The sequence below is a fragment of the Rothia endophytica genome, from assembly GCF_928381505.1.
GTDB classification, from domain to species: Bacteria; Actinomycetota; Actinomycetes; order Actinomycetales; family Micrococcaceae; genus Rothia; species Rothia endophytica_A.
The window spans coordinates 26,235-43,969 of record NZ_CAKMSJ010000011.1; the positions used below are offsets into that span (position 1 = coordinate 26,235).

General features: G+C 57.1%; 17 protein-coding genes, 1 tRNA gene and 1 riboswitch. Of the genes, 9 read left to right on the plus strand and 9 right to left on the minus strand.

From position 1 onward, the window contains the following. Positions 1–53 precede the first annotated feature (53 nt). A complete protein-coding gene (locus tag L6990_RS11005) occupies positions 54–749 on the plus strand; it encodes a hypothetical protein (protein WP_237204203.1) in 696 nt (231 codons plus the stop codon). Here the strand turns inward: L6990_RS11005 and L6990_RS11010 are convergent. The 3 genes from L6990_RS11010 to L6990_RS11020 all read right to left on the minus strand — a co-directional run bounded on the left by L6990_RS11010 (position 746) and on the right by L6990_RS11020 (position 2,666). Further along, on the minus strand, positions 746–1,372 hold the full coding sequence (locus tag L6990_RS11010) for a class I SAM-dependent methyltransferase (RefSeq protein ID WP_440480504.1): 627 nt from the start codon (positions 1,370–1,372) through the stop codon (positions 746–748). The two genes, L6990_RS11005 and L6990_RS11010, sit on opposite strands and share 4 nt — an antisense overlap. Further along, positions 1,369–2,463 (minus strand): MauE/DoxX family redox-associated membrane protein, encoded by a 1,095-nt coding sequence (locus tag L6990_RS11015; RefSeq protein WP_237204204.1) that lies wholly within the window; start codon positions 2,461–2,463, stop codon positions 1,369–1,371. The genes L6990_RS11010 and L6990_RS11015 overlap by 4 nt, the downstream gene beginning before the upstream one ends. 129 nt (positions 2,464–2,592) lie before the next feature. After that, a tRNA-Gly gene (locus tag L6990_RS11020) sits at positions 2,593–2,666 on the minus strand. A 95-nt stretch (positions 2,667–2,761) separates the two neighbouring features. Between L6990_RS11020 and dcd the strand changes: the two genes are divergently transcribed. Next, entirely contained in the window at positions 2,762–3,358 is a 597-nt protein-coding gene (gene dcd, locus L6990_RS11025) for a dCTP deaminase (protein ID WP_237204206.1), read from the plus strand. Continuing rightward, complete coding sequence (locus L6990_RS11030; RefSeq protein ID WP_237204207.1) at positions 3,358–4,527, plus strand: hypothetical protein; 1,170 nt, start codon at positions 3,358–3,360, stop codon at positions 4,525–4,527. The genes dcd and L6990_RS11030 overlap by 1 nt, the downstream gene beginning before the upstream one ends. On the opposite strand, the gene L6990_RS11035 is transcribed toward L6990_RS11030, so the two are convergent. Further along, positions 4,524–5,849, minus strand: coding sequence for an MFS transporter (locus L6990_RS11035; RefSeq protein ID WP_237204209.1), 1,326 nt, complete (start codon positions 5,847–5,849; stop codon positions 4,524–4,526). The genes L6990_RS11030 and L6990_RS11035 overlap by 4 nt on opposite strands. Positions 5,850–5,972: 123 nt before the next feature. Continuing rightward, positions 5,973–6,242: a DUF4235 domain-containing protein gene (locus L6990_RS11040; protein WP_237204211.1), complete on the minus strand. Its 270-nt coding sequence runs from the start codon at positions 6,240–6,242 to the stop codon at positions 5,973–5,975. Positions 6,243–6,616: 374 nt separating this feature from the next. Further along, positions 6,617–6,723: riboswitch (TPP riboswitch) on the plus strand. A gap of 56 nt (positions 6,724–6,779) precedes the next feature. Here L6990_RS11040 and L6990_RS11045 point away from each other — a divergent pair. The 4 genes from L6990_RS11045 to L6990_RS11060 all read left to right on the plus strand — a co-directional run bounded on the left by L6990_RS11045 (position 6,780) and on the right by L6990_RS11060 (position 10,975). Then, positions 6,780–7,388, plus strand: a complete 609-nt coding sequence (locus tag L6990_RS11045) for an ECF transporter S component (RefSeq protein ID WP_237204213.1) — start codon at positions 6,780–6,782, stop codon at positions 7,386–7,388. Beyond that, complete coding sequence (locus L6990_RS11050; protein ID WP_237204222.1) at positions 7,388–8,980, plus strand: ABC transporter ATP-binding protein; 1,593 nt, start codon at positions 7,388–7,390, stop codon at positions 8,978–8,980. The genes L6990_RS11045 and L6990_RS11050 overlap by 1 nt, the downstream gene beginning before the upstream one ends. Next, a complete protein-coding gene (locus L6990_RS11055) occupies positions 8,970–9,779 on the plus strand; it encodes an energy-coupling factor transporter transmembrane component T family protein (RefSeq protein ID WP_237204224.1) in 810 nt (269 codons plus the stop codon). Before L6990_RS11050 ends, L6990_RS11055 begins: the two co-directional genes overlap by 11 nt. Before the next feature lie 311 nt (positions 9,780–10,090). Beyond that, a complete protein-coding gene (locus tag L6990_RS11060) occupies positions 10,091–10,975 on the plus strand; it encodes an aminotransferase class IV (protein ID WP_237204230.1) in 885 nt (294 codons plus the stop codon). Here the strand turns inward: L6990_RS11060 and L6990_RS11065 are convergent. The 3 genes from L6990_RS11065 to arsB form a co-directional block, all read right to left on the minus strand. Further along, positions 10,972–12,201 carry a multidrug effflux MFS transporter gene (locus L6990_RS11065; RefSeq protein WP_237204232.1) on the minus strand — a complete coding sequence of 410 codons (1,230 nt, stop codon included), beginning with the start codon at positions 12,199–12,201 and terminating at the stop codon, positions 10,972–10,974. The two genes, L6990_RS11060 and L6990_RS11065, sit on opposite strands and share 4 nt — an antisense overlap. 150 nt (positions 12,202–12,351) lie before the next feature. Further along, entirely contained in the window at positions 12,352–12,750 is a 399-nt protein-coding gene (locus L6990_RS11070; RefSeq protein WP_237204234.1) for an arsenate-mycothiol transferase ArsC, read from the minus strand. A gap of 36 nt (positions 12,751–12,786) precedes the next feature. Beyond that, positions 12,787–13,866: an ACR3 family arsenite efflux transporter gene (gene arsB, locus L6990_RS11075; RefSeq protein WP_237204236.1), complete on the minus strand. Its 1,080-nt coding sequence runs from the start codon at positions 13,864–13,866 to the stop codon at positions 12,787–12,789. A 106-nt stretch (positions 13,867–13,972) separates the two neighbouring features. Here arsB and L6990_RS11080 point away from each other — a divergent pair, with 106 nt between their 5' ends. Continuing rightward, a complete protein-coding gene (locus L6990_RS11080; RefSeq protein WP_237204245.1) occupies positions 13,973–14,326 on the plus strand; it encodes an ArsR/SmtB family transcription factor in 354 nt (117 codons plus the stop codon). A gap of 14 nt (positions 14,327–14,340) precedes the next feature. Here the strand turns inward: L6990_RS11080 and L6990_RS11085 are convergent, their stop codons facing one another. Further along, entirely contained in the window at positions 14,341–14,904 is a 564-nt protein-coding gene (locus L6990_RS11085; protein ID WP_237204247.1) for a hypothetical protein, read from the minus strand. Between the two features lie 141 nt (positions 14,905–15,045). Between L6990_RS11085 and L6990_RS11090 the strand changes: the two genes are divergently transcribed. Further along, positions 15,046–17,694: a DEAD/DEAH box helicase gene (locus L6990_RS11090; protein WP_237204256.1), complete on the plus strand. Its 2,649-nt coding sequence runs from the start codon at positions 15,046–15,048 to the stop codon at positions 17,692–17,694. The last annotated feature ends 41 nt before the right edge of the window (positions 17,695–17,735 follow it).

Consider the following 17,735-nt stretch of genomic DNA (forward strand, 5'->3'; position numbering starts at 1 on the left):
AGCTCACCCGCTATCGCGACCTCCACGCCATGACAAGCCGCTAGAGTAGAGCCATGGCAGAAAACGCACACGAAGTCCCCGCCAAGTACGGGCAGGCTACCAACATCTACCACCCCCGCATCGGCTCCTACCATCGCCGCATCATCGCTGTCCTCCCCAGCACAGTGCTAGCTCTGGCCTGCCTCTGGTTCATGCTGGCAAAACGTCCCACACCGCTGGTTACCGCGCTCCTGGTGCTCATAGCGGTTGGGGCAATTATTACGCTCTACTCCATGCTCAAACCCCACATCGTGGTACGAACCCAAACCCACATCCTGCGCGGGCGCCTTTTCGGCTGGCACGCTGTACCGCTTGCAGACATCGACCACACCGTTATCGCAGAACGCCTTACCCCCAAGCAAGCTGCCGGTAAAGAGCTCACCGGTGTTGCTGCCATGCGCTATAAGGGCGTACCGGCTCTCTGGGCAGTTAACACCAAAAAGAAGCGAGTCTTCCGTCTTGACGGTCGCATTTGGGACGCCAAAACCCTGCGCGCCATCGCCTCCACCCTCGCTCCACAAACCACTGTCTACCCCAGCATCAATGTCACCCAAATGAATAAACAGTGGCCGGGGCTCGTCACTTTCAATGAGTTGCACCCCGGCTGGAAATCCGCCACCGTCGGCGCGGTTGCAGGTATCTTCCTCCTGGCGCTCGCCGTAGCAGCCCTCCTGCCGGATGAAACGCTACAGCAGTTGCATATTCTCTAAGCCTTGCTGAGAATTGCCACCAAGAAGGTAGAGGTTTCGTTGAAGGGGTGCAGCTCCCAGGTAGAGAAAGCGTTATCTAGCTTCAGACCGGACGCCGCGGCGTCCTCAAAGAAGTCAGTGAACTCATAGCCGCGTCCCGCACCAAAACCAATAACCGCCCGGCCAGCAGGGGCCAGCACTGCTGCCAGCTCCTCCAGCACCTCGCGGCGGGTAGAGGGCGCCAAGAAAGTCATCACGTTGCCGGCTGAGAAGACCACGTCAAAGCCTTCCTCGCCCAGCTGGGTTTCCTTGGCATAGCCCAGGGACTCGCGCAAATCTGCCAAATCTGAGACTACCCAGCGAGCCTCGGGGCAGACCCGCCGTGCCTCTTCGATGAGTTCTGGGTCAAGGTCCACACCGGTCACCCGGTGACCGTTCTCGTGTAGACGCGCCCCCAAACGCCCCATACCGCACCCCGCATCCAAAATCCTGGCGTTGCGCGGTGCCATCGCGTCAATCGTGCGGGCCTCACCCCAAATATCCTTGCCCTGTTCTTCCATCGATCTAAAACGCTGGATATACCACTGGGCGTGAGCCGGGTTCTGCTCCTTGGTCATCTGCCAGGCTGACTTTTCGCGGCTCACTCTTGACCACTCGTTTCTTTGATAGCTTCTTCTTGTGCTAGTTCAGCATCTTCTGCCTCAGCGCTTGACTGGTGCATTTCGTCGATGATGTCTTCAACAAAGCGGGTGACATCGTCACTGCCATAAACAGGGCCACCCGCCAATAATTCATCGACCCCCAACGCAACCGCAGAGGGGGTAGCTCCGCCAAAGAGCCTAGCTGTCCTTGCCTCAGGGTCAATAAAGGGCTGTATATCAGCCGGTAGATCCATTTGCTGGAGGTAACTTTCATTATTGACCACCGGGTGTACCCCCAGCATTGGCAGACGCTGCTGCCAATCTGCTAGTTGCTCAATAACGGGGAGGCAACTGCCGCAGGTAGGGGACACAAAAATAAGCAGGCGTGCCTGAGTAGATGAGAGATACCGCAGGTTTACCTCAGTGCCCTCGTTAGCTTTTTCACCCTTTTGCGCAGGGTAGCGCAGAGAAGCGTAGGGGGTGGGGGTGCGCAGATAGTCCTCAGGTTCGTCGGTGGCCAGCTGATGGGCTTCTGCCGGTTGCTCAGTTACTGGTTGCACAGCTACCGGAGCTGTCTGCTCGGAACGGTAAATGGACCATAGCACCAGAGCAGCCAGCCCCGCCCCAATCAACCAGAGCCACCCATCCGCGTCGGTAGCCAGCAGCATGGTGAGAGCCGACCCACGAGTGGCGATGGCGCCAATGAGGGCTCCAAAAGACGCCATAAGCAGCGCGGTATTACGAATCAGGGTAAACATAGAAACCGGCGCAGTTGAGGCACTGCCAAAGCAGTTACAGGTGGCGGTATTGCCCTGTACTACCGCGCGGGCGATAGCAGCCCAGTAGGCGGTAAAGAGCACTACAGCGGCAACCGCTGCCAGAGTCTGCCCAATACCGGGCACGAAGAGTAGGGCAGCTGCCACGGCAAGCTCTGCCCACGGCAAGATTTTTGCAATGGGCTTTACCGGTAGCCACTGATCCAATTTGAGATTAACGATGGCTGTAACGGTGCTGGTGGGCTCTTTGGCTTTAGCAATACCGCTAACAGCCAGCGTCACGATAATGATGAGTGTGCATAAGACGAGGGGGGTCATGATGTTTGCGACAAGGCTTTCTGCGAGTGGAGGGGGTGCAACTATGTCTACAGTTTACTGTCGCTGCGTTTGACCGCCAGGATTAGGGTAAAAAGAAAACCTGCCAGCGGTGACCAGCAGGTTTAAGAATGGAGCGGCTGACGGGAATCGAACCCGCGTATCAGGCTTGGGAAGCGTGCGCTCTACCATTGAGCTACAGCCGCGCGTGGCGTCCGCACAAAGCGGAGCTACAGGAATACTCTAGCCATGCTCGGGGTGTGCGTCAAAATGTGACGGCAAAATGCGATATTTTGGGAGGGTGTTATTTTCTGATCAGGACATCCGCAAAGAAATCGAAACCGGGCGTATCGCTTTAGAGCCGTTTGATGAGTCAATGATTCAGCCCGCCAGCGTGGACGTGCGCATTGACCGCTTCTTCCGCCTGTTCGATAACCACAAGTACCCCTTCATCGACCCCTCTCAGCCGCAGGAAGACCTGACCCGGCTGGTAGAGGTTGCCCCCGACGAGCCCTTTATTCTGCACCCCGGTGAATTCGTGCTGGGTGCCACCTACGAGAAGGTAACCCTGCCCGCCGATGTGGCAGCCCGGCTTGAGGGTAAGTCCTCCCTCGGACGTCTGGGCTTGCTTACTCACTCAACCGCTGGTTTCATTGACCCCGGTTTTTCAGGGCACGTAACCCTTGAACTGTCCAATATGGCAACCCTGCCCATTATGCTGTGGCCCGGTTCGAAGGTGGGCCAGCTCTGCTTCTTTAAACTGACCAGCGAGACAGAACACCCCTACGGCTCGGGGGCTTACGGCAACCGCTATCAGGGCCAGCGTGGCCCTACCGCGTCGCGCAGCTACCTTAACTTTCACCGCACCACCATTCCTACTGGCAACACCGAGAACTGATGCGCGGTCTACTGGTTCGCCCTGCCGGGGTGCCCATACTTCTTGCTTTTGAAGATGACAACCCCCAGCTCTGGGCCGATGCCCAGCGAGCTTGGGCTGCACTAGCCCCCGAGGTCATTGAGGACGCCAGCACTCGAATTTCTGGCTGCGAGCGGGTGACCGTGCTCAGCAACCGCCCTGCTGATGAGATAACTCAGCAGTGGGGGGATATCGCAGACTTAACCGTGGTTAACTCATCTGACCCGGCTAATGCCGCTGAGCGTCTCACCGTTGATGTCACCATGCACTTGCTGCAGGAGTATGCCGGTAGCGCTCACCTGCTGCACGCCGCGGTGTTGGGGGATGCCTCTAGCCACCGTGCAATAGCTCTCGTGGCGCCGTCCGGTACCGGGAAAACTACCGCGGCCCGTTTTTTGGGCCGGCACTTCACTTATCTAACCGATGAAACTGCCGTGGTGATGCCCGATCGGTCAATTTGCCCCTACCCCAAGCCCCTTTCTATCATTGAGGAAGCTCAGCACCCTAAGGTGCAGTACAACCCCGCTGACCTGGGGCTCCGGGTGGGAGCAGCGGGTGATTATTCTTTTCACCTCAACCGAATAGTGGTTCTGAACCGGGTGAAGGACCAGAAGGTTGCTCCCTCAATTGAACCCCTACCCTTAGCGGATGCCCTCCTAACCATCTCAGAGCAGTCATCGGGCCTCATGATAACCGAACGAGGGCTAGAGGCGCTGGCCGGCCTGCTGGTAGAGACCGGCGGGGCCGTTGAACTGACCTACTCAGAAATCAGCGATGCCCTGCCGCTCATCATGAGTCTTTTGCAGCAGGATGAAGACCAACTGCCAGAATCAGAAGCCGGTTTTACCTACCTCCCAGCAGCTGACTTCCTTGTAAACAGTGATACCCCAAATCTTTACCAGCGCTCGCAAGGTTCTACTGGTCTCGCCAGTCAAGATCGCTACCTGGTAGCTCAGGGTAATGCTTTATCAGAGGTATCCATTTATGCCTGGGATTGCTGGGAGATGCTGAGTCAGCCGCTACCCAAAGAAGAGATCCACGCGCGTCTACAGGAGCTCTACGGGCCGATTCCTGAGCGCGGTTTTGAGGAATCCCTGCTGCAATTAGAGCAGGCAGGGCTCCTTTTACCTGTACCCGTGTCTCCGCTCTAGCGCGTTAACTCCTGGGCATTTGCTACCTGCGGATCCTTGATGGGCAGTAGAAGGAGCAAACCTATAAAAAGCACGATTACGATACCCACAATGCCCCAAAGTTCGGCACCGAACCAGGTGACAAAGAGACCGAAGAGAGCGGGTGAGAGGAAGCTTGCGGCCCTGCCGGTTGTGGAATAAAGGCCGTAGAGCTCGCCCTCGTTGCCCTTCTCGACCAGCCTGCCCAGGTAAGAGCGTGCGGCGGACTGCGCTGGGCCCACGAAAGCGCAAAGGGTGAGCCCGCAGATCCAGAACATGGTGCTGCTGGGGAAGAAGAGTAGGGGCAGGGCCGCTGCGATGAGGGCAACTAGTGAGAAAACGATAACTCGTTTGGGGCCAAACCGGTCATCCATACGCCCGCCGAGCATAGCGCCTACGCCGGCAACAATATTGCCAAAGATAGCAAAGACAATGACCTGGTTGGTGCTGAAACCAAAAGCGCTAGCAGCCAGGATACCGCCAAAGGTAAAGATACCGTTGAGGCCGTCACGGAAGACTGCTGAGGAAAGCAGGAAGTAGAGGGTGGTGGGGGCTTCGCGGTAGAGGCGACGGATGGTGGCGAAGAGATCCTTATAGGAGTCGATGATGCTCTTCTTAGGCTCTACGCTGCGGGGGGCGGTAGGGATTTTGCGCACTGCCAGCATGAGGGGCAGAGAGAAGGCAATAGCCCAGATAGCTGAGAACACAGCGATAGCGCGCAGATTATAGGCGTTATCCTCAGGAATACCCAAAATTCCGGGAGACATGAAGCCAACCAGCACAAGGCACAGGGCAAGAATGCCACCGAAGTAGCCTGCAGCCCAGCCTGTGCCGCTAATCTTGCCGATGGTCTGTTTGGTTGAGATAGCAGGTAGCAGCGCGTTGTAATTAACCACCGCAAATTCGTTGACCAGGTTACCCAAAGACAGCAGAACAACACCCAAGATGAGGTAGTCAGGGGAGGGCGCCACAAAGAAACAGAAGGCCATAATGACCGCCAACAACACGCTATTGACGCCCAGCCATAGACCTCGTTTTCCCGCGGAGTCCGCCCGCTGGCCCGAGATGGGGGCGAGCAGGGCGATCAATACACCTGCGATAGTCAGACCTACTGAAAGAACCGCGGCAGGGTGCCCGCCTTCTCCAAAGCTAGAGCTGGTCAGATAAACCGCGAACACGAAAGTGGTCATGATGGCGTTGAAGCTGGCATTACCAACGTCCCACAGGGTCCAAGCAACAATCGTTTTTTTGGACGCCGGTGCTAAGGCAGGGGATCTATCAGCGGTAAAAACAGGTGAGGTCATAGACACATGCTAGTTGTTGCTGGTGCACACAGGCGCCACATTCCTGCTCTCGCCAGGATAAAAATTGAAAAGGGCACAAAAAACGGCAGACCCTTTGAGGGTCTGCCGTTTTTCTAAAATCTTTTAGATCTCAGCCTGATCGGTGTTCTTGTCACCGGACTTAGCTTCAAGTTGGTACTGGGCGCGGGTTACAGCAACCTTAATAACGGTGCCTACCAGACCGGTAATCAGTGACCAGAGGATGATGTCGCGCCAGCGCTCGTCTTCATCGGGGTTATTCTCGGGGGGCTGGTTACCGGTGATTTTGGTCCAGCTTGCGCTGAGAATCTTGTTGGCCAGGGCAACGCCACCGAGTGAAGCTGCAGTGCCAGCAATCTTGATGAGAGGGTTCATGGTTCAGACCTTTCAGTCAGAGAAATTGGGGCTAAACGCCGTTCTGAACCAAGACTATCAGTAGCCTGTGCTCTTTGCCGCCTATTGGGCGAGAATCAGTAGAAGAGTGGTGGTGAGCTAATTGCGATGCTATGTTGTTCGGTCTTGTATTGGGTGATTGGGGTGCCCTGCCCCGCTAGCTGGTCGGGGCTGGCGTGAATCGCCTTGTGAGCGCTAGCGAACCGGGCGAGAGGGTCTGCTAGCGGGTCAGGGCACCCCCAATCACCGTTAGCTGGAAAAACTTAGGTAATTCGGTTACTCCCCGATAGCTTTTGTTGGCGGGCTCAAGTGGTTATACTGGGGGAGTTCTACACTTGAACTGCCCGCATAGCTGCGGGTACCGACAGGGGAGCGCCACCATCGGCGCTGAGAGTGCGCTAGGCGCAGACCCTCGAACCTGATCCGGTTAGTACCGGCGATAGGGAGTCGAGTTCTCGGAGACAGACGCCACCCGGTGCCTGGGTCCCCCCTTCCTACACTTATAGGAAGGTTATTTTTATGGCTGAAAAACGTTCTACCGCATGGCGGGTTAACGAGATTGTGATTGCTTCAGTGATCGCCGTTGCCTGCGCTTTGGTTTTTGCGCTGTGGAATCTGGGGGTTTACCCCGTAGCTCAGACTTTGTTGGCGGCAACAGCGCCGCAGCTGATGCCGCTTATTGGTGGTGGCTGGCTGATTGCGGGCACCTTGGGAGCTTACCTCATCCGTAAGCCCGGTGCGGCACTCTACTGTGAGCTCCTGGCTGCCCTCATCTCTGTTTTTATTGGGCCAGGCTCTTTTGGGCTACCTATTCTTATTTCTGGTTTGATTCAGGGTGTGGCCGCTGAGCTCATCTTTGCTATCTTTCTTTACCGTGCCTGGAACCTGCCGGTGATGTTGTTGGCGGGCGCGGCGTCCGGCTTTGCTATGGGGCTGAACGAAGTCATTATTTACTACGCCGGCCAGTTCACCATGGTTAACCAGGTGATCTATGTAGCTAGCGGCACCCTCTCTGGTCTGGTGATTGCTGGTCTTTTGATGTGGCTGCTTGCTAGGGCACTGGGGGCAACCGGGGTGCTGGATTCCCTGGCTTCGGGGCGCTCACGGCGCGCACCTTCTGTTCGATAATGCCTAGTCTTCCATCGGAGCACCAGCAGGGAGCTGCCATTGTGGCAGAGGGCTTTGGGTGGCACTATGCGGGCCGTGACCAGCCTGCCTTCAGCCGCTTGACCTTTGAGATCCCGGCGGGGCAGAAGGTCTTATTGTTGGGGCACTCCGGTGCCGGTAAAACCACCCTCTTACACGCTATGGCTGGGGTGGCTCATGATGCAGACGGGCAATCTGCCAGCGGTTCGCTGACAGTGGGGGGTGCCAATGCCCTGGCCGAGCAGGTGCCGGCTGGGCTGATGCAGCAAGATCCAGAAAGCTCCATCGTGCTAGCACGGGTGGGCGATGATGTTGCCTTTGGCCCGGAAAACCTGGGTGTTGCACGGGAGGAAATTTGGCAGCGGGTGGACGCCGCTCTAGCGGCGGTTGGTCTTGACCACCTGCCGCTGGATCACCCCACTGACCAGCTTTCGGGCGGCCAGAAACAGCGCCTGGGGTTAGCGGGTATTCTTGCAATGCAACCCGGAGCCCTCCTGCTCGATGAGCCCACCGCTAATCTCGACCCTGCAGGTGTGCTTGAAGTGAGGGACGCCGTTTTGGCAGCTCAGGTGGCTACCGGTTCAACCCTGGTGGTGATCGAGCACAGGGTAGGTGTTTGGGCTGACTACATGGACCGGGTCATCGTTTTGGGCGCTGAGGGGATCACCCATGATGGCACACCCGATCAGGTGTTCCGTGAGGCACGCGAGGAACTCATTGATGCTGGGGTGTGGGTTCCTGGCTTTACCCCTCATCTCCCTCAGCCGGCGTCTGCCCCCGGTGAGCAACTGCTGACCGGTGAAGACCTTGTCACTACCCGCCTCTTGCCTCGTAAACGCGATATTCGCCGCCGAGCACGAGCGCTTAAAGACAGCCCGCCGGCCCCCTACCCCCTGGCTTTGCCTGCGGTGGGGCAGGTGCCGTCGGTCAGCATCTGTGCCGGTGAGCACCTGGCAATTACAGGTGCCAATGGCAGCGGGAAATCAACCCTGGCACTGACCCTCGCTGGCTTGCTTTACCCGGCCGATGGGGTGGTGGCAGCCGCCGGTGCGCTGAGGGCTAGCACCTTGCAGGAGAAACAGGAACCTGGTTGGGACCCTGCTCGCTGGGAACCCCAGCAACTTATTACCCGCATAGGTTATGTTTTTCAAGAACCAGAGCACCAGTTCCTCACCGGTAGCGTGCGTGCTGAACTGGAATACGGCCCTCGACAGGTGGCAAAACTGAACCGATTGCCTCTTGATGAGACCGAGCTGGACGCCCTGGTGAGCGATTTGCTGACCCGCCTGCGTTTAGAAGATGTAGCTGACGCTAACCCCTTTACTCTCTCGGGCGGAGAAAAACGCAGGCTGTCCGTGGCAACGGCTCTTGCCACAGCCCCTCGCTTGCTGATTCTTGATGAACCCACCTTTGGCCAGGATGCAGGCACCTGGGCTGAACTGGTCGTTCTGATGAACGAACAAATGAGCTCCGGCACCGCTATTATTTCGGTGACCCATGACCGCGACTTCATCGCTGCACTGGGCGGCAGAACCCTTCATCTGGGGCAAGGAGAGCTGACGTATGAGCACTAATCCCTTTGAGCGGTCAGCGCTGCAGGACTCTTGGTTGGGCAGGCGCAACGCCGGCGTAAAGTTTGGGGTAGCGCTGGTCTGTAGCGTGCTCATCATTCTTGTCATTGATCCGCTCACCGCTTCTCTGCTGCTAGGTCTAGAAATCCTCGGTCTGCTGGTTGCTCGCTTCAACCCTTTTGCTCTGCTCATCCGGTTCTGGCCGATTCTGATCGCTTCGCTGGTCGGTGGTTGGGCTACCGCCCTCTTGGCCGAGAAAAATGGAGAAGTGGTTCTTGATCTAGGCTTCAACTACCTCACCACCCACTCGGTTGAGGTTGGCGTGGCTATGGTCTTGCGCTCCCTGGCACTTGCCCTACCCTCGCTGATGTTCTTCACTACGGTTGATCCCACGGACTGGGGGGACTCCCTTGCGCAGACCTGGCGTCTGCCTTCTCGTTTTGTGCTGGCCGCCCTGGCCGCCCTGCGACTTGTGGGCATCATGCTTGCCGAATGGAACACCCTTTCCATGACCCGCCGAGCCAGAGGCGTCACCGGCAGCTCAAGCACAACCGGTCTGCTGCAGAGCGTCAAAGCCAGCGCTGGGCAGACATTTGCTCTGCTGGTTCAGGCTCTTCGCCGGGGCGGTCGCCTTGCTATCACCATGGAAGCGCGAGGCTTTGGGTGTCGGAGGCGTACCTGGGCGCGCCCGGACCGTTTTACCCCCGGTGACCTAGTTTTTACCGTCACCGCCCTGGCTATCCTCCTGGTTGCTTACGCGGTGTCCTTTTCCCTAGGATCTCTGCAACTGCTCTGGCAGTAGGTAGGCCGGTGTCCCTACTTATGGGGGCTAATTTTGAGAAGCCCCAGGTCAAACCTGTATACAAAAAAATCTACAAGAAAGTAATTGCCTGTAAAGATAGGAAATACTTATGCGCACTACTGTCGATAATGGGTATTTTAGGATTATAGGCTCACCGCAGTCCCCACCTCATACTAGAGCCTGCGGAGTATAAGAGCGCTCGCGCCTCTCAGTGGTGCTCGCACAACAGACGATGCCCTATCACTGTGTATTCCCAGACGCAGCGGTGGGGCATCAGTGTATCCTCCGGTACCCGCAGGTAACCTTGAGATATGACTCAAACAACCGTAGTAATGCTCAGCGCTGAGCACCCTGCCGGTGCCCTCGTAGACGCCACTGTTCCGCTCATCAATATCGAAGACCAGGGCTTGACCCGCGGCGACGGTGTTTTTGAAACCATGCTAGCCGCCAACCGCAGCGTCCGTAAGTTCGGTGCTCACCTGGCACGGCTCACCGGTTCGGCTCGACTCCTCGACCTGCCCATGCCGTCAGAAGAGAACCTGCGCACCGCCATCGACCTAGCCTTGAGTGCAGCTGAAGCTGGCCCGCAAACGGTACTGGGTGAAGAGCATACAGTAAAAATTATTATCTCCCGTGGCACCGTGGACGGGGGCCCCCATGCCTGGGTTACTGTAGCCCCCAGCCCAGCCGGAATACTTGTACAACGTGAACAGGGGGTACGTGCCATGCTTCTACCCCGCGGCCATGATCCGGCAGAGGACTCCGCTTACCCCTGGCTGCTCGCCGGCGCTAAGACTCTCTCATACGCTGTCAATATGTCAGTATTGCGCTACGTGAAGAACCACGGAGCAGATGACGCCATTTGGGTCACTGATGACCGCCGAATTCTTGAAGGCGCGACCTCGTCAGTGATCGTCGCTAAAACTGAGGGGGATAGAAAGGTGCTGTACACACCTGAGCCCTCCCACGGCATTCTGCCCGGCACCACCCAGGGCGTCATCTTTGAAGGAGCCCGTGCAGCGGGTTGGGAGCTGGGCTACGGGCCGCTCTACCCCCAGGATTTGCTGGAAGCGGATGCCGTGTGGCTGGCCTCGTCTGTGCGTTTGCTAGCCCCGGTAACCCATCTCAACGGCACACCTTTAGCTACCGATTCGCAGCTAACTGAAGAATTCTTGGGCTACCTAGCACGCAGCTAGCGTGCCGAGGTGGCGTAGTCGCTTTCTGCCTTGGGCGTGGTCAGAAGAGCGAGGGCTGCCAGCAGAGAAAAGCCGCTGATGGTTAGTGCTAAGGGCATGTATGCGGCGCCTCCACCGAGGGAAACCAGCGGGGAGGCGAGGCCACCCATCGCTGACTGGGTCATGCCCAGCATTGCAGAGGCTGACCCTGCAACATGGCGGGCTTCGCCCAGGGCAAGCGAAGAAGCGTTACCAAAAATCATTCCTACCGAGCAGGTCAAGGCGAAGAGCAGGACCAGGGTGGGCACCAGCTGGGGTCCCATGATGAAGTGAATCAAAATCAACAGACTCACCGCAACCAGCGAGCTGATGCCAATGGTCAATAGCTTGCGTAGCGCCACCCTGCCAACCAGCGCCGTCATCACCGAAGAGGCCAGCACGATACCTACCGAATTGACCCCAAAGACATAGGTGAATTGAGTTTCGCTGAGCCCCAGTACGTTTTGTAGCAGGTAGGGGGAACCTGAAACATAGCCAAAGAGGGCACCAAAGGCCAGCACCATGGTCAGCATGAAGCCCATGTAGCGGCGAATTTTCACTACTTCAGCGATGCCGGCGTAGGCCGACAAGAGACTACCGGTGCGGCGCCGCTCTACGGGTAGAGATTCCCTGATGAAGACGGTTACCAGCACCATGGACAATGCAATCATGGCTGCGATGACCTTAAAAACATCTCGCCAATCGCCGTGTGCCAGCACAATGCCGCCAATCAGGGGTGCGGCAACAGGGGCGATCCCGTTAATCATCATCATGATGCCCATGAGGCGAGCAGTCTGCAGGCCACTGGTGGAATCCGCCACGATAGCGCGCGCTAAGACAAGACCAATGGCGCCGGTGAAGCCCATGATAAAACGGGCCGCGATGAAAAATTCAATGGTGGGAGCAAAAACGCAGGCCAGGGTGGCTAGAGCGCAGAGCACGATACCTATGAGCAACGGGCGGCGGCGCCCGGTTCTATCCGATAGCGGGCCTACTACGAACTGCCCGGCACCCAGGCCCAGCATGAAAGCGGTGAGCGTCAGCTGTGCCATGGACGCTGTGGTGTTGAGATCGGCAGAAATAGAGGGAAGGGCCGCTAAATACATGTCGATAGCTAGCGGCCCAACGGCGGTCAGGGACGCTAGTGTAAAAACAGCGATTTTAGAAAGACCGGGTGGTGTTTGGTGGGAGGTGTGTGAAGATTCCATGATGCCCTTTCGTGCCTGCAAAACTCCCTTATTCTACGGGGCGGGGCGAGGCCGTCGTAATAGGAAGTTTAAAAGAAAAATGTGTTCTTGCAGACCAGCACCATGCCTTCTGGGAAGAAGGTGGGCAACTAGGTAGCGTGAAGATAGAACCTATATGAGCGATTCAGCAAGCTGATTGACCCTGCTCTCAATATCATCCAGGATGAGGTTCATGCGCTCAGCTCCTTCAATGCCTTGATGGGATGGCTCTATTGTGTCCCACCGCTCGATACGTACGCCGGCGGGAGCGTCAAGCTGAGCTTCTTTACCCACAACAACAATCGCTGTACAGTTTTCTAAACTTTGCGGGTCAATTGCTTTGGGGAACTCGCCGTGGGTTGAGTAGCCCCTTGCTTCTAAGGCCTGAACAGATTCGGTGTTGAGGGCTCTGCCTGGTTCGGTGCCGCCGGAAAGGACTTTTATGCGATCTCCTGCAACCTTACGCATCACTGATGCAGCCATCTGCGATTTTCCGCCGTTCTTTACGCATACAAATAGCACTGTTTTCATGGGATTCTCCTTAAGTGGAAAAGGTGTAAATAATGATTAATCTAGGAAGTACCTTTGGCGTGCCCACAGGGCCACATAGACTAGCGCTACGAGTACGGGCACCTCAATCAGGGGGCCAACCACACCGGCAAGTGCCTGTCCGCTGGTTACACCAAAGGTACCAATAGCTACTGCGATGGCTAGCTCGAAATTATTGCCTGCTGCTGTAAAGGCTAGGGTGGTGGTTTTGGCGTACCCGAGGTTAAGAGTCTTGCCGATAATCATGCCTGCTGTGAAAATCACGAGGAAATAGACCAGCAAAGGCAGAGCAATACGAGCGACATCCCAGGGCCGTTCAAGAATGGTTTTCCCTTGTAGTGCGAAGAGCAGAGTAATAGTGAACAACAGCCCATAGAGTGCCCAGGGGCTAATTATAGGAAGGAATTTTTCCTCGTACCAGGTTCTGCCTCGTGCCCTTTCTCCCCAGACACGCGTTAGAAAACCTGCGAGTAAAGGTATACCAAGAAAAACTAAGACAGAGAGGGTGATAGTCCACAGTGAAAAGTGAGCGCTGGTCACGGGCAGGCCCAACCAGGCCGGCAGAATCTGTAGGTAGAACCATCCCATCAGGCTGAAGGCGAGTACCTGAAAAACAGAGTTGATAAGGACGAGGACGGCTGCTGACTCACGGTCGCCACAGGCTAGGTCATTCCAGATCATGACCATGGCAATACAGCGAGCCAGACCAACGATGATAAGCCCCGTTCGGTATTCCGGGAGGTCGGGCAAAAAAACCCAGGCTAGTGTAAACATAAAAGCCGGAGCCAGTAACCAGTTAATGACGAGGCTGGTGATGAGTAATTTTTTGTCGGTCAGTACTGAGCTGGTCTGGTTGTATCGCACTTTTGCGAGCACGGGGTACATCATCACCAGCAGACCAACTGCAATTGGTAGTGAAACCTGGCCGATTTTTAGTGCTTCCAGACTTTCGTTCAGGTGGGGGACCGTTTTGCCAAGAACCAATCCCAGCCCCATGGCTCCCATAATCCAGAGGGGTAGAAATCTGTCTAATGTTGAGAGCTTTGCTATGACAGGTTGCTCAGGTGGTGCGGTAGACGGGAGATCTTTAGAGGGCATTGAAACTCCGTAGTAGATTGAGGATGTAAACATCCATATATCGATATGTATCAATATAAGAATGGTATCTATATTGATAACTGTCAATATATGAAAGAATGGGCTTATGGAAAAATCACCAGTCACTGTGCCCGCGGAGGCTTGTGTGTCTGCCGGGCGCAGAGCTCTGCCGAATCAAGTAGCCCAAGAGCAGGCTAAACTTCTTAAAGCGTTGGCTGACCCCAACCGACTCCTGCTCTTATCCTTGATACCCCCGCCACCTCAGACAATCTGTGTCTGTGACCTGACGGGCGCACTTGAACTTAGCCAACCGACAGTTTCGCACCATCTCAAAGTACTGTCCGACAATGGATTCATTAGCCGGCAGAAGAAGGGAACCTGGGTGCACTATTCTTTGGTTGAAGAAAAGCTAAAGAAGACCTCCGTACAGTTATCTAAACTCGCTGAGAGCACTAGCTAAACGGAAGTGGATGCTCATGGCGTTTGATAAAGGTGCGCCGCAGTGGCATAAACCTTCGCGTTAGCGGTGATGATAGCGTCCTCCTGAGCGGCCCACATATCCCAGTAGGGGCGGTAGGTCTCCCCATCACGGGCTAGTGCTCGGCGTTTGCGCTCGCTGTCAGATAGCTCGACCCAGATGCCCAGGTGGTAGGAGCCGCAGAGCGCCCCAACGCCTTCCACTAAGAGGACGCCGCCACGAGCGCCCGCGGTGAAGGGGTGGGGACCGGTGGGCTGGTTAGATTGCCAATCCCAGCCGTGCCAGCAACCGGCGTCCTGCCCGGACATGATTTCCTGGCTAATACGCCGCCACTGTTCAACAGCGGGTGCTAGACCGCCCCAGCCCTGGTAGGTATCTTCAAGGTGGAAGACTTCTACGGGCATATGGGCTGCCAATGAGCTTGCTAGCTGTGCTGCCAGACTGGTCTTACCCGCCCCACTTCTGCCGTCTAGTGCAACCAGCAGTGGAGTATTAGCCTGTTGATCCTGTGCCTTCACGATGAGATCAGCAAGCTGCTCAGAATTTGTGCATACAGCCATTAGCCTGCCCTTCTCGCCCGGTGCGCCCTGAGTTCTTCAGAAGAACTTACCGTGCCAATGCCCTAAAAAGAAACCTCTGGGAGGCAGGGCGGTTCTATAGTGGAAGCTGAATCTACTTGCCGCCAACAGAAGGTGCCCGCAATGACCGAAGAGCTAACCCGCCAAGGTGAGCAACTGCTCGCTGCTGCTGAGAAGAGCCGCCGCGTGCTTGAACTGCTCAGCCGCCCCGCCGCACTGGGCTTCAACCTACCTGTTAGTTACACTGGGTCCCTCTACCGTTTTGCCCCCTTGGCTCCAGCTCACCTGGTGGGAGCAAACGAATGGTTGGCTCTCACCTGGTGGAAGCAACGCTCACCGGCTGACTTCGACGCCCTGCGCAATATCAGCCAGGCAGATGCTCAGGTGCCTGCCATGATTCAAGCCATCCGTGACGGCCAAGGTGGCATGCTGACCCGCTTCTTCGGTGGCGCTAAAAAGCAGGCGGCACAAGCAGCTTCAGCCGATCTGGCTAACCGCCTGCTGGCAGTAGATGCTGACCTCGTGCGGGTCAACGCCCTGCTAGCAGAAGCAGATGCGGGCGTCCCAGCTATGCCGCAGGCTTTTGAGACCAATGCCCTGGGGTTGCAGGACGCTGTAGCGGTGGCCCTGGCACGCTTTGCCGGGGAACGCTGGGAGCAGGTGACCTGGGAGAAACTGCCCGCAGCCCAGGTGGCAGCCTATCAGCAGGTGCTTGGTGCTCTCAACACTCCTGAGCGAGCCCAGCTCATGAGCGGTATGGGCGCTGATATGGAGGCGCTCAAAACCGAACGCGCCCGTCTTACCCTGCGCGATATTCCCGTCGATAAACTGCGGGAGCTCACCAGCGGCACCGTGCGCACCGCCCCGCTGGCGGACGCCGGGATCGCCACTGTCGATAGGGTCCTTGGCCATAACCCCCAGGACCTGACCCGCTTCCCGGGTATCGGCGAAACCACCGCCGCCCAGCTACATGCTGCCGCCCAGCGGTTACTGGCAGAAGCGGTCGGGCAGGAAAAGGAAACCCTGGGCGAATACCGCACCCCGGCAGCTGAACGTATGCTCATCGGTGTAGACCGCCTCCAGGTAATTGACGCCGCCATCCCTCAAGCAGAACTGCGTGAACGACTTACTGGCTACGCCCCGCTGCTGGGCCAGGGTGCCCCCACCGGTGACTTTTACGTGGCGCTGGGGGAAGACCGCACCGACTACGACCAGTTGATCGAAGATCTCACCTGGTGCCAGGCCAACGTGGCCATCAGCGTCCCACCAGCCACCTGGCTGACCGCAGATGAAGCCTGGCAACGTTACCTGGCTGACCCCTCCACCTACCAGGCCCTGCTGGCCCGTTATCTGGGCAACGAAAACCAGGGCGATGACTACCTGCCCGCCGAAATCAACGAGCGAATCCGCAAGTACCCCATCAACCTTGAGGGCCTGGCTGCCACCCTGCGCGGCTATCAAAACTACGGCGCCAAGTTCATGCTGGCACAGAAGAAAGTTATTCTGGGCGATGAAATGGGCCTGGGTAAAACCATGCAGTCCATCGCCTCGCTCACCCACTTGCATAACCAGGGGAAAACCCACTTTGTGGTGATCTGCCCTGCCTCAGTGGTCATCAACTGGTTTCGTGAACTGCAAAAATTCTCCCAGCTCACCCCCTACACCGCCCATGGGGACGCCCGCGAAAGCAATGTTAACCAGTGGAAGGAGTCCGGCGGCGTCCTGATTGCCACCTATGACGGAGCGCGCCTCTACGCTGATGACAGCTGGCCCATCGACGCCCTTATTGCCGATGAAGCGCACCTGATCAAGAACCCCGGCGCTCAGCGCTCGCAGGCAGTTGCCGCTCTAGTGCGCCGTGCTGAATATGCTGTCCTACTTTCAGGCACCCCCATGGAAAACCGGGTCAGCGAGTTCGTCACCCTGGTGGACTACCTGCAACCTGCCCTGGTGGCCGAGAGCGGTATGGACACCCTGCTAGCCAGCGAATTCCGCACTCGCATCGCTCCGGCTTACCTGCGCCGCAACCAAAAAGACGTACTCTCAGAACTGCCCGATATGACCGAGCACCGTGACTGGGTGGAACTCACCACCCTTGACACCCAGGCCTACCGCGATGCCGTTGCCGAGGGCAACTTCGCCCTCATGCGCCGAGTCGCCTGGGCTGCTGAAGACTCTGCCAAACTCACCCGACTGCTTGAACTGGTCGATGAAGCCGAGGCCGCTGGACGTAAGGTTCTGGTTTTCTCCTTCTTCCTCAGCGTCCTAGAGCGTCTGCAGAAAGCATTGGGGGAGCGCAGTATCGGCCTTATTACCGGCAGCGTAGAACCGGCCGAACGGCAGGGAATTGTCGATAAGCTCGGCGAGGCTGCACCGGGCTCCGTTCTGCTGGCGCAGATTACCGCTGCCGGCGCTGGGCTCAATATTCAGAGCGCCTCTGTAGTTATTCTTTGCGAACCCCAGTTCAAGCCCACCATCGAATCCCAGGCGATTGCCCGAGCCCACCGCATGGGCCAGCTGCACACCGTAGACGTTTTCCGCCTGCTGGGGGTTGATACCGTGGATGAGCGCATGCTTGAAATCTTAGGCCGCAAGTCCCAGCTCTTTGACGAATACGCCCGCATCTCTGCTGCCAAAGAATCTGCCTCAGAATCAGTGGACATCTCTGACGCTAAGTTGGCCACCCAAATTATTGCCGACGAGCGCCGCCGTCTAGGTTTAGACCTTGAAGCCACTGTTCAGGACGTCCAAGGGACTGACGAGACTGCTTAGACCGTGGTGAGCTCCAGCTGAGATGGGCGGACCTCACCGCA

Coding starts and splice junctions, on each gene's coding strand:
- L6990_RS11005 (WP_237204203.1), top strand. CDS start 54: ATGGCAGAAAACGCACACGAAGTCCCCGCCAAGTACGGGCAGGCTACC.
- L6990_RS11015 (WP_237204204.1), bottom strand. CDS start 2,463: ATGACCCCCCTCGTCTTATGCACACTCATCATTATCGTGACGCTGGCT.
- L6990_RS11030 (WP_237204207.1), top strand. CDS start 3,358: ATGCGCGGTCTACTGGTTCGCCCTGCCGGGGTGCCCATACTTCTTGCT.
- L6990_RS11035 (WP_237204209.1), bottom strand. CDS start 5,849: ATGACCTCACCTGTTTTTACCGCTGATAGATCCCCTGCCTTAGCACCG.
- L6990_RS11040 (WP_237204211.1), bottom strand. CDS start 6,242: ATGAACCCTCTCATCAAGATTGCTGGCACTGCAGCTTCACTCGGTGGC.
- L6990_RS11045 (WP_237204213.1), top strand. CDS start 6,780: ATGGCTGAAAAACGTTCTACCGCATGGCGGGTTAACGAGATTGTGATT.
- L6990_RS11050 (WP_237204222.1), top strand. CDS start 7,388: ATGCCTAGTCTTCCATCGGAGCACCAGCAGGGAGCTGCCATTGTGGCA.
- L6990_RS11055 (WP_237204224.1), top strand. CDS start 8,970: ATGAGCACTAATCCCTTTGAGCGGTCAGCGCTGCAGGACTCTTGGTTG.
- L6990_RS11060 (WP_237204230.1), top strand. CDS start 10,091: ATGACTCAAACAACCGTAGTAATGCTCAGCGCTGAGCACCCTGCCGGT.
- L6990_RS11065 (WP_237204232.1), bottom strand. CDS start 12,201: ATGGAATCTTCACACACCTCCCACCAAACACCACCCGGTCTTTCTAAA.
- L6990_RS11070 (WP_237204234.1), bottom strand. CDS start 12,750: ATGAAAACAGTGCTATTTGTATGCGTAAAGAACGGCGGAAAATCGCAG.
- arsB (WP_237204236.1), bottom strand. CDS start 13,866: ATGCCCTCTAAAGATCTCCCGTCTACCGCACCACCTGAGCAACCTGTC.
- L6990_RS11080 (WP_237204245.1), top strand. CDS start 13,973: ATGGAAAAATCACCAGTCACTGTGCCCGCGGAGGCTTGTGTGTCTGCC.
- L6990_RS11085 (WP_237204247.1), bottom strand. CDS start 14,904: ATGGCTGTATGCACAAATTCTGAGCAGCTTGCTGATCTCATCGTGAAG.
- L6990_RS11090 (WP_237204256.1), top strand. CDS start 15,046: ATGACCGAAGAGCTAACCCGCCAAGGTGAGCAACTGCTCGCTGCTGCT.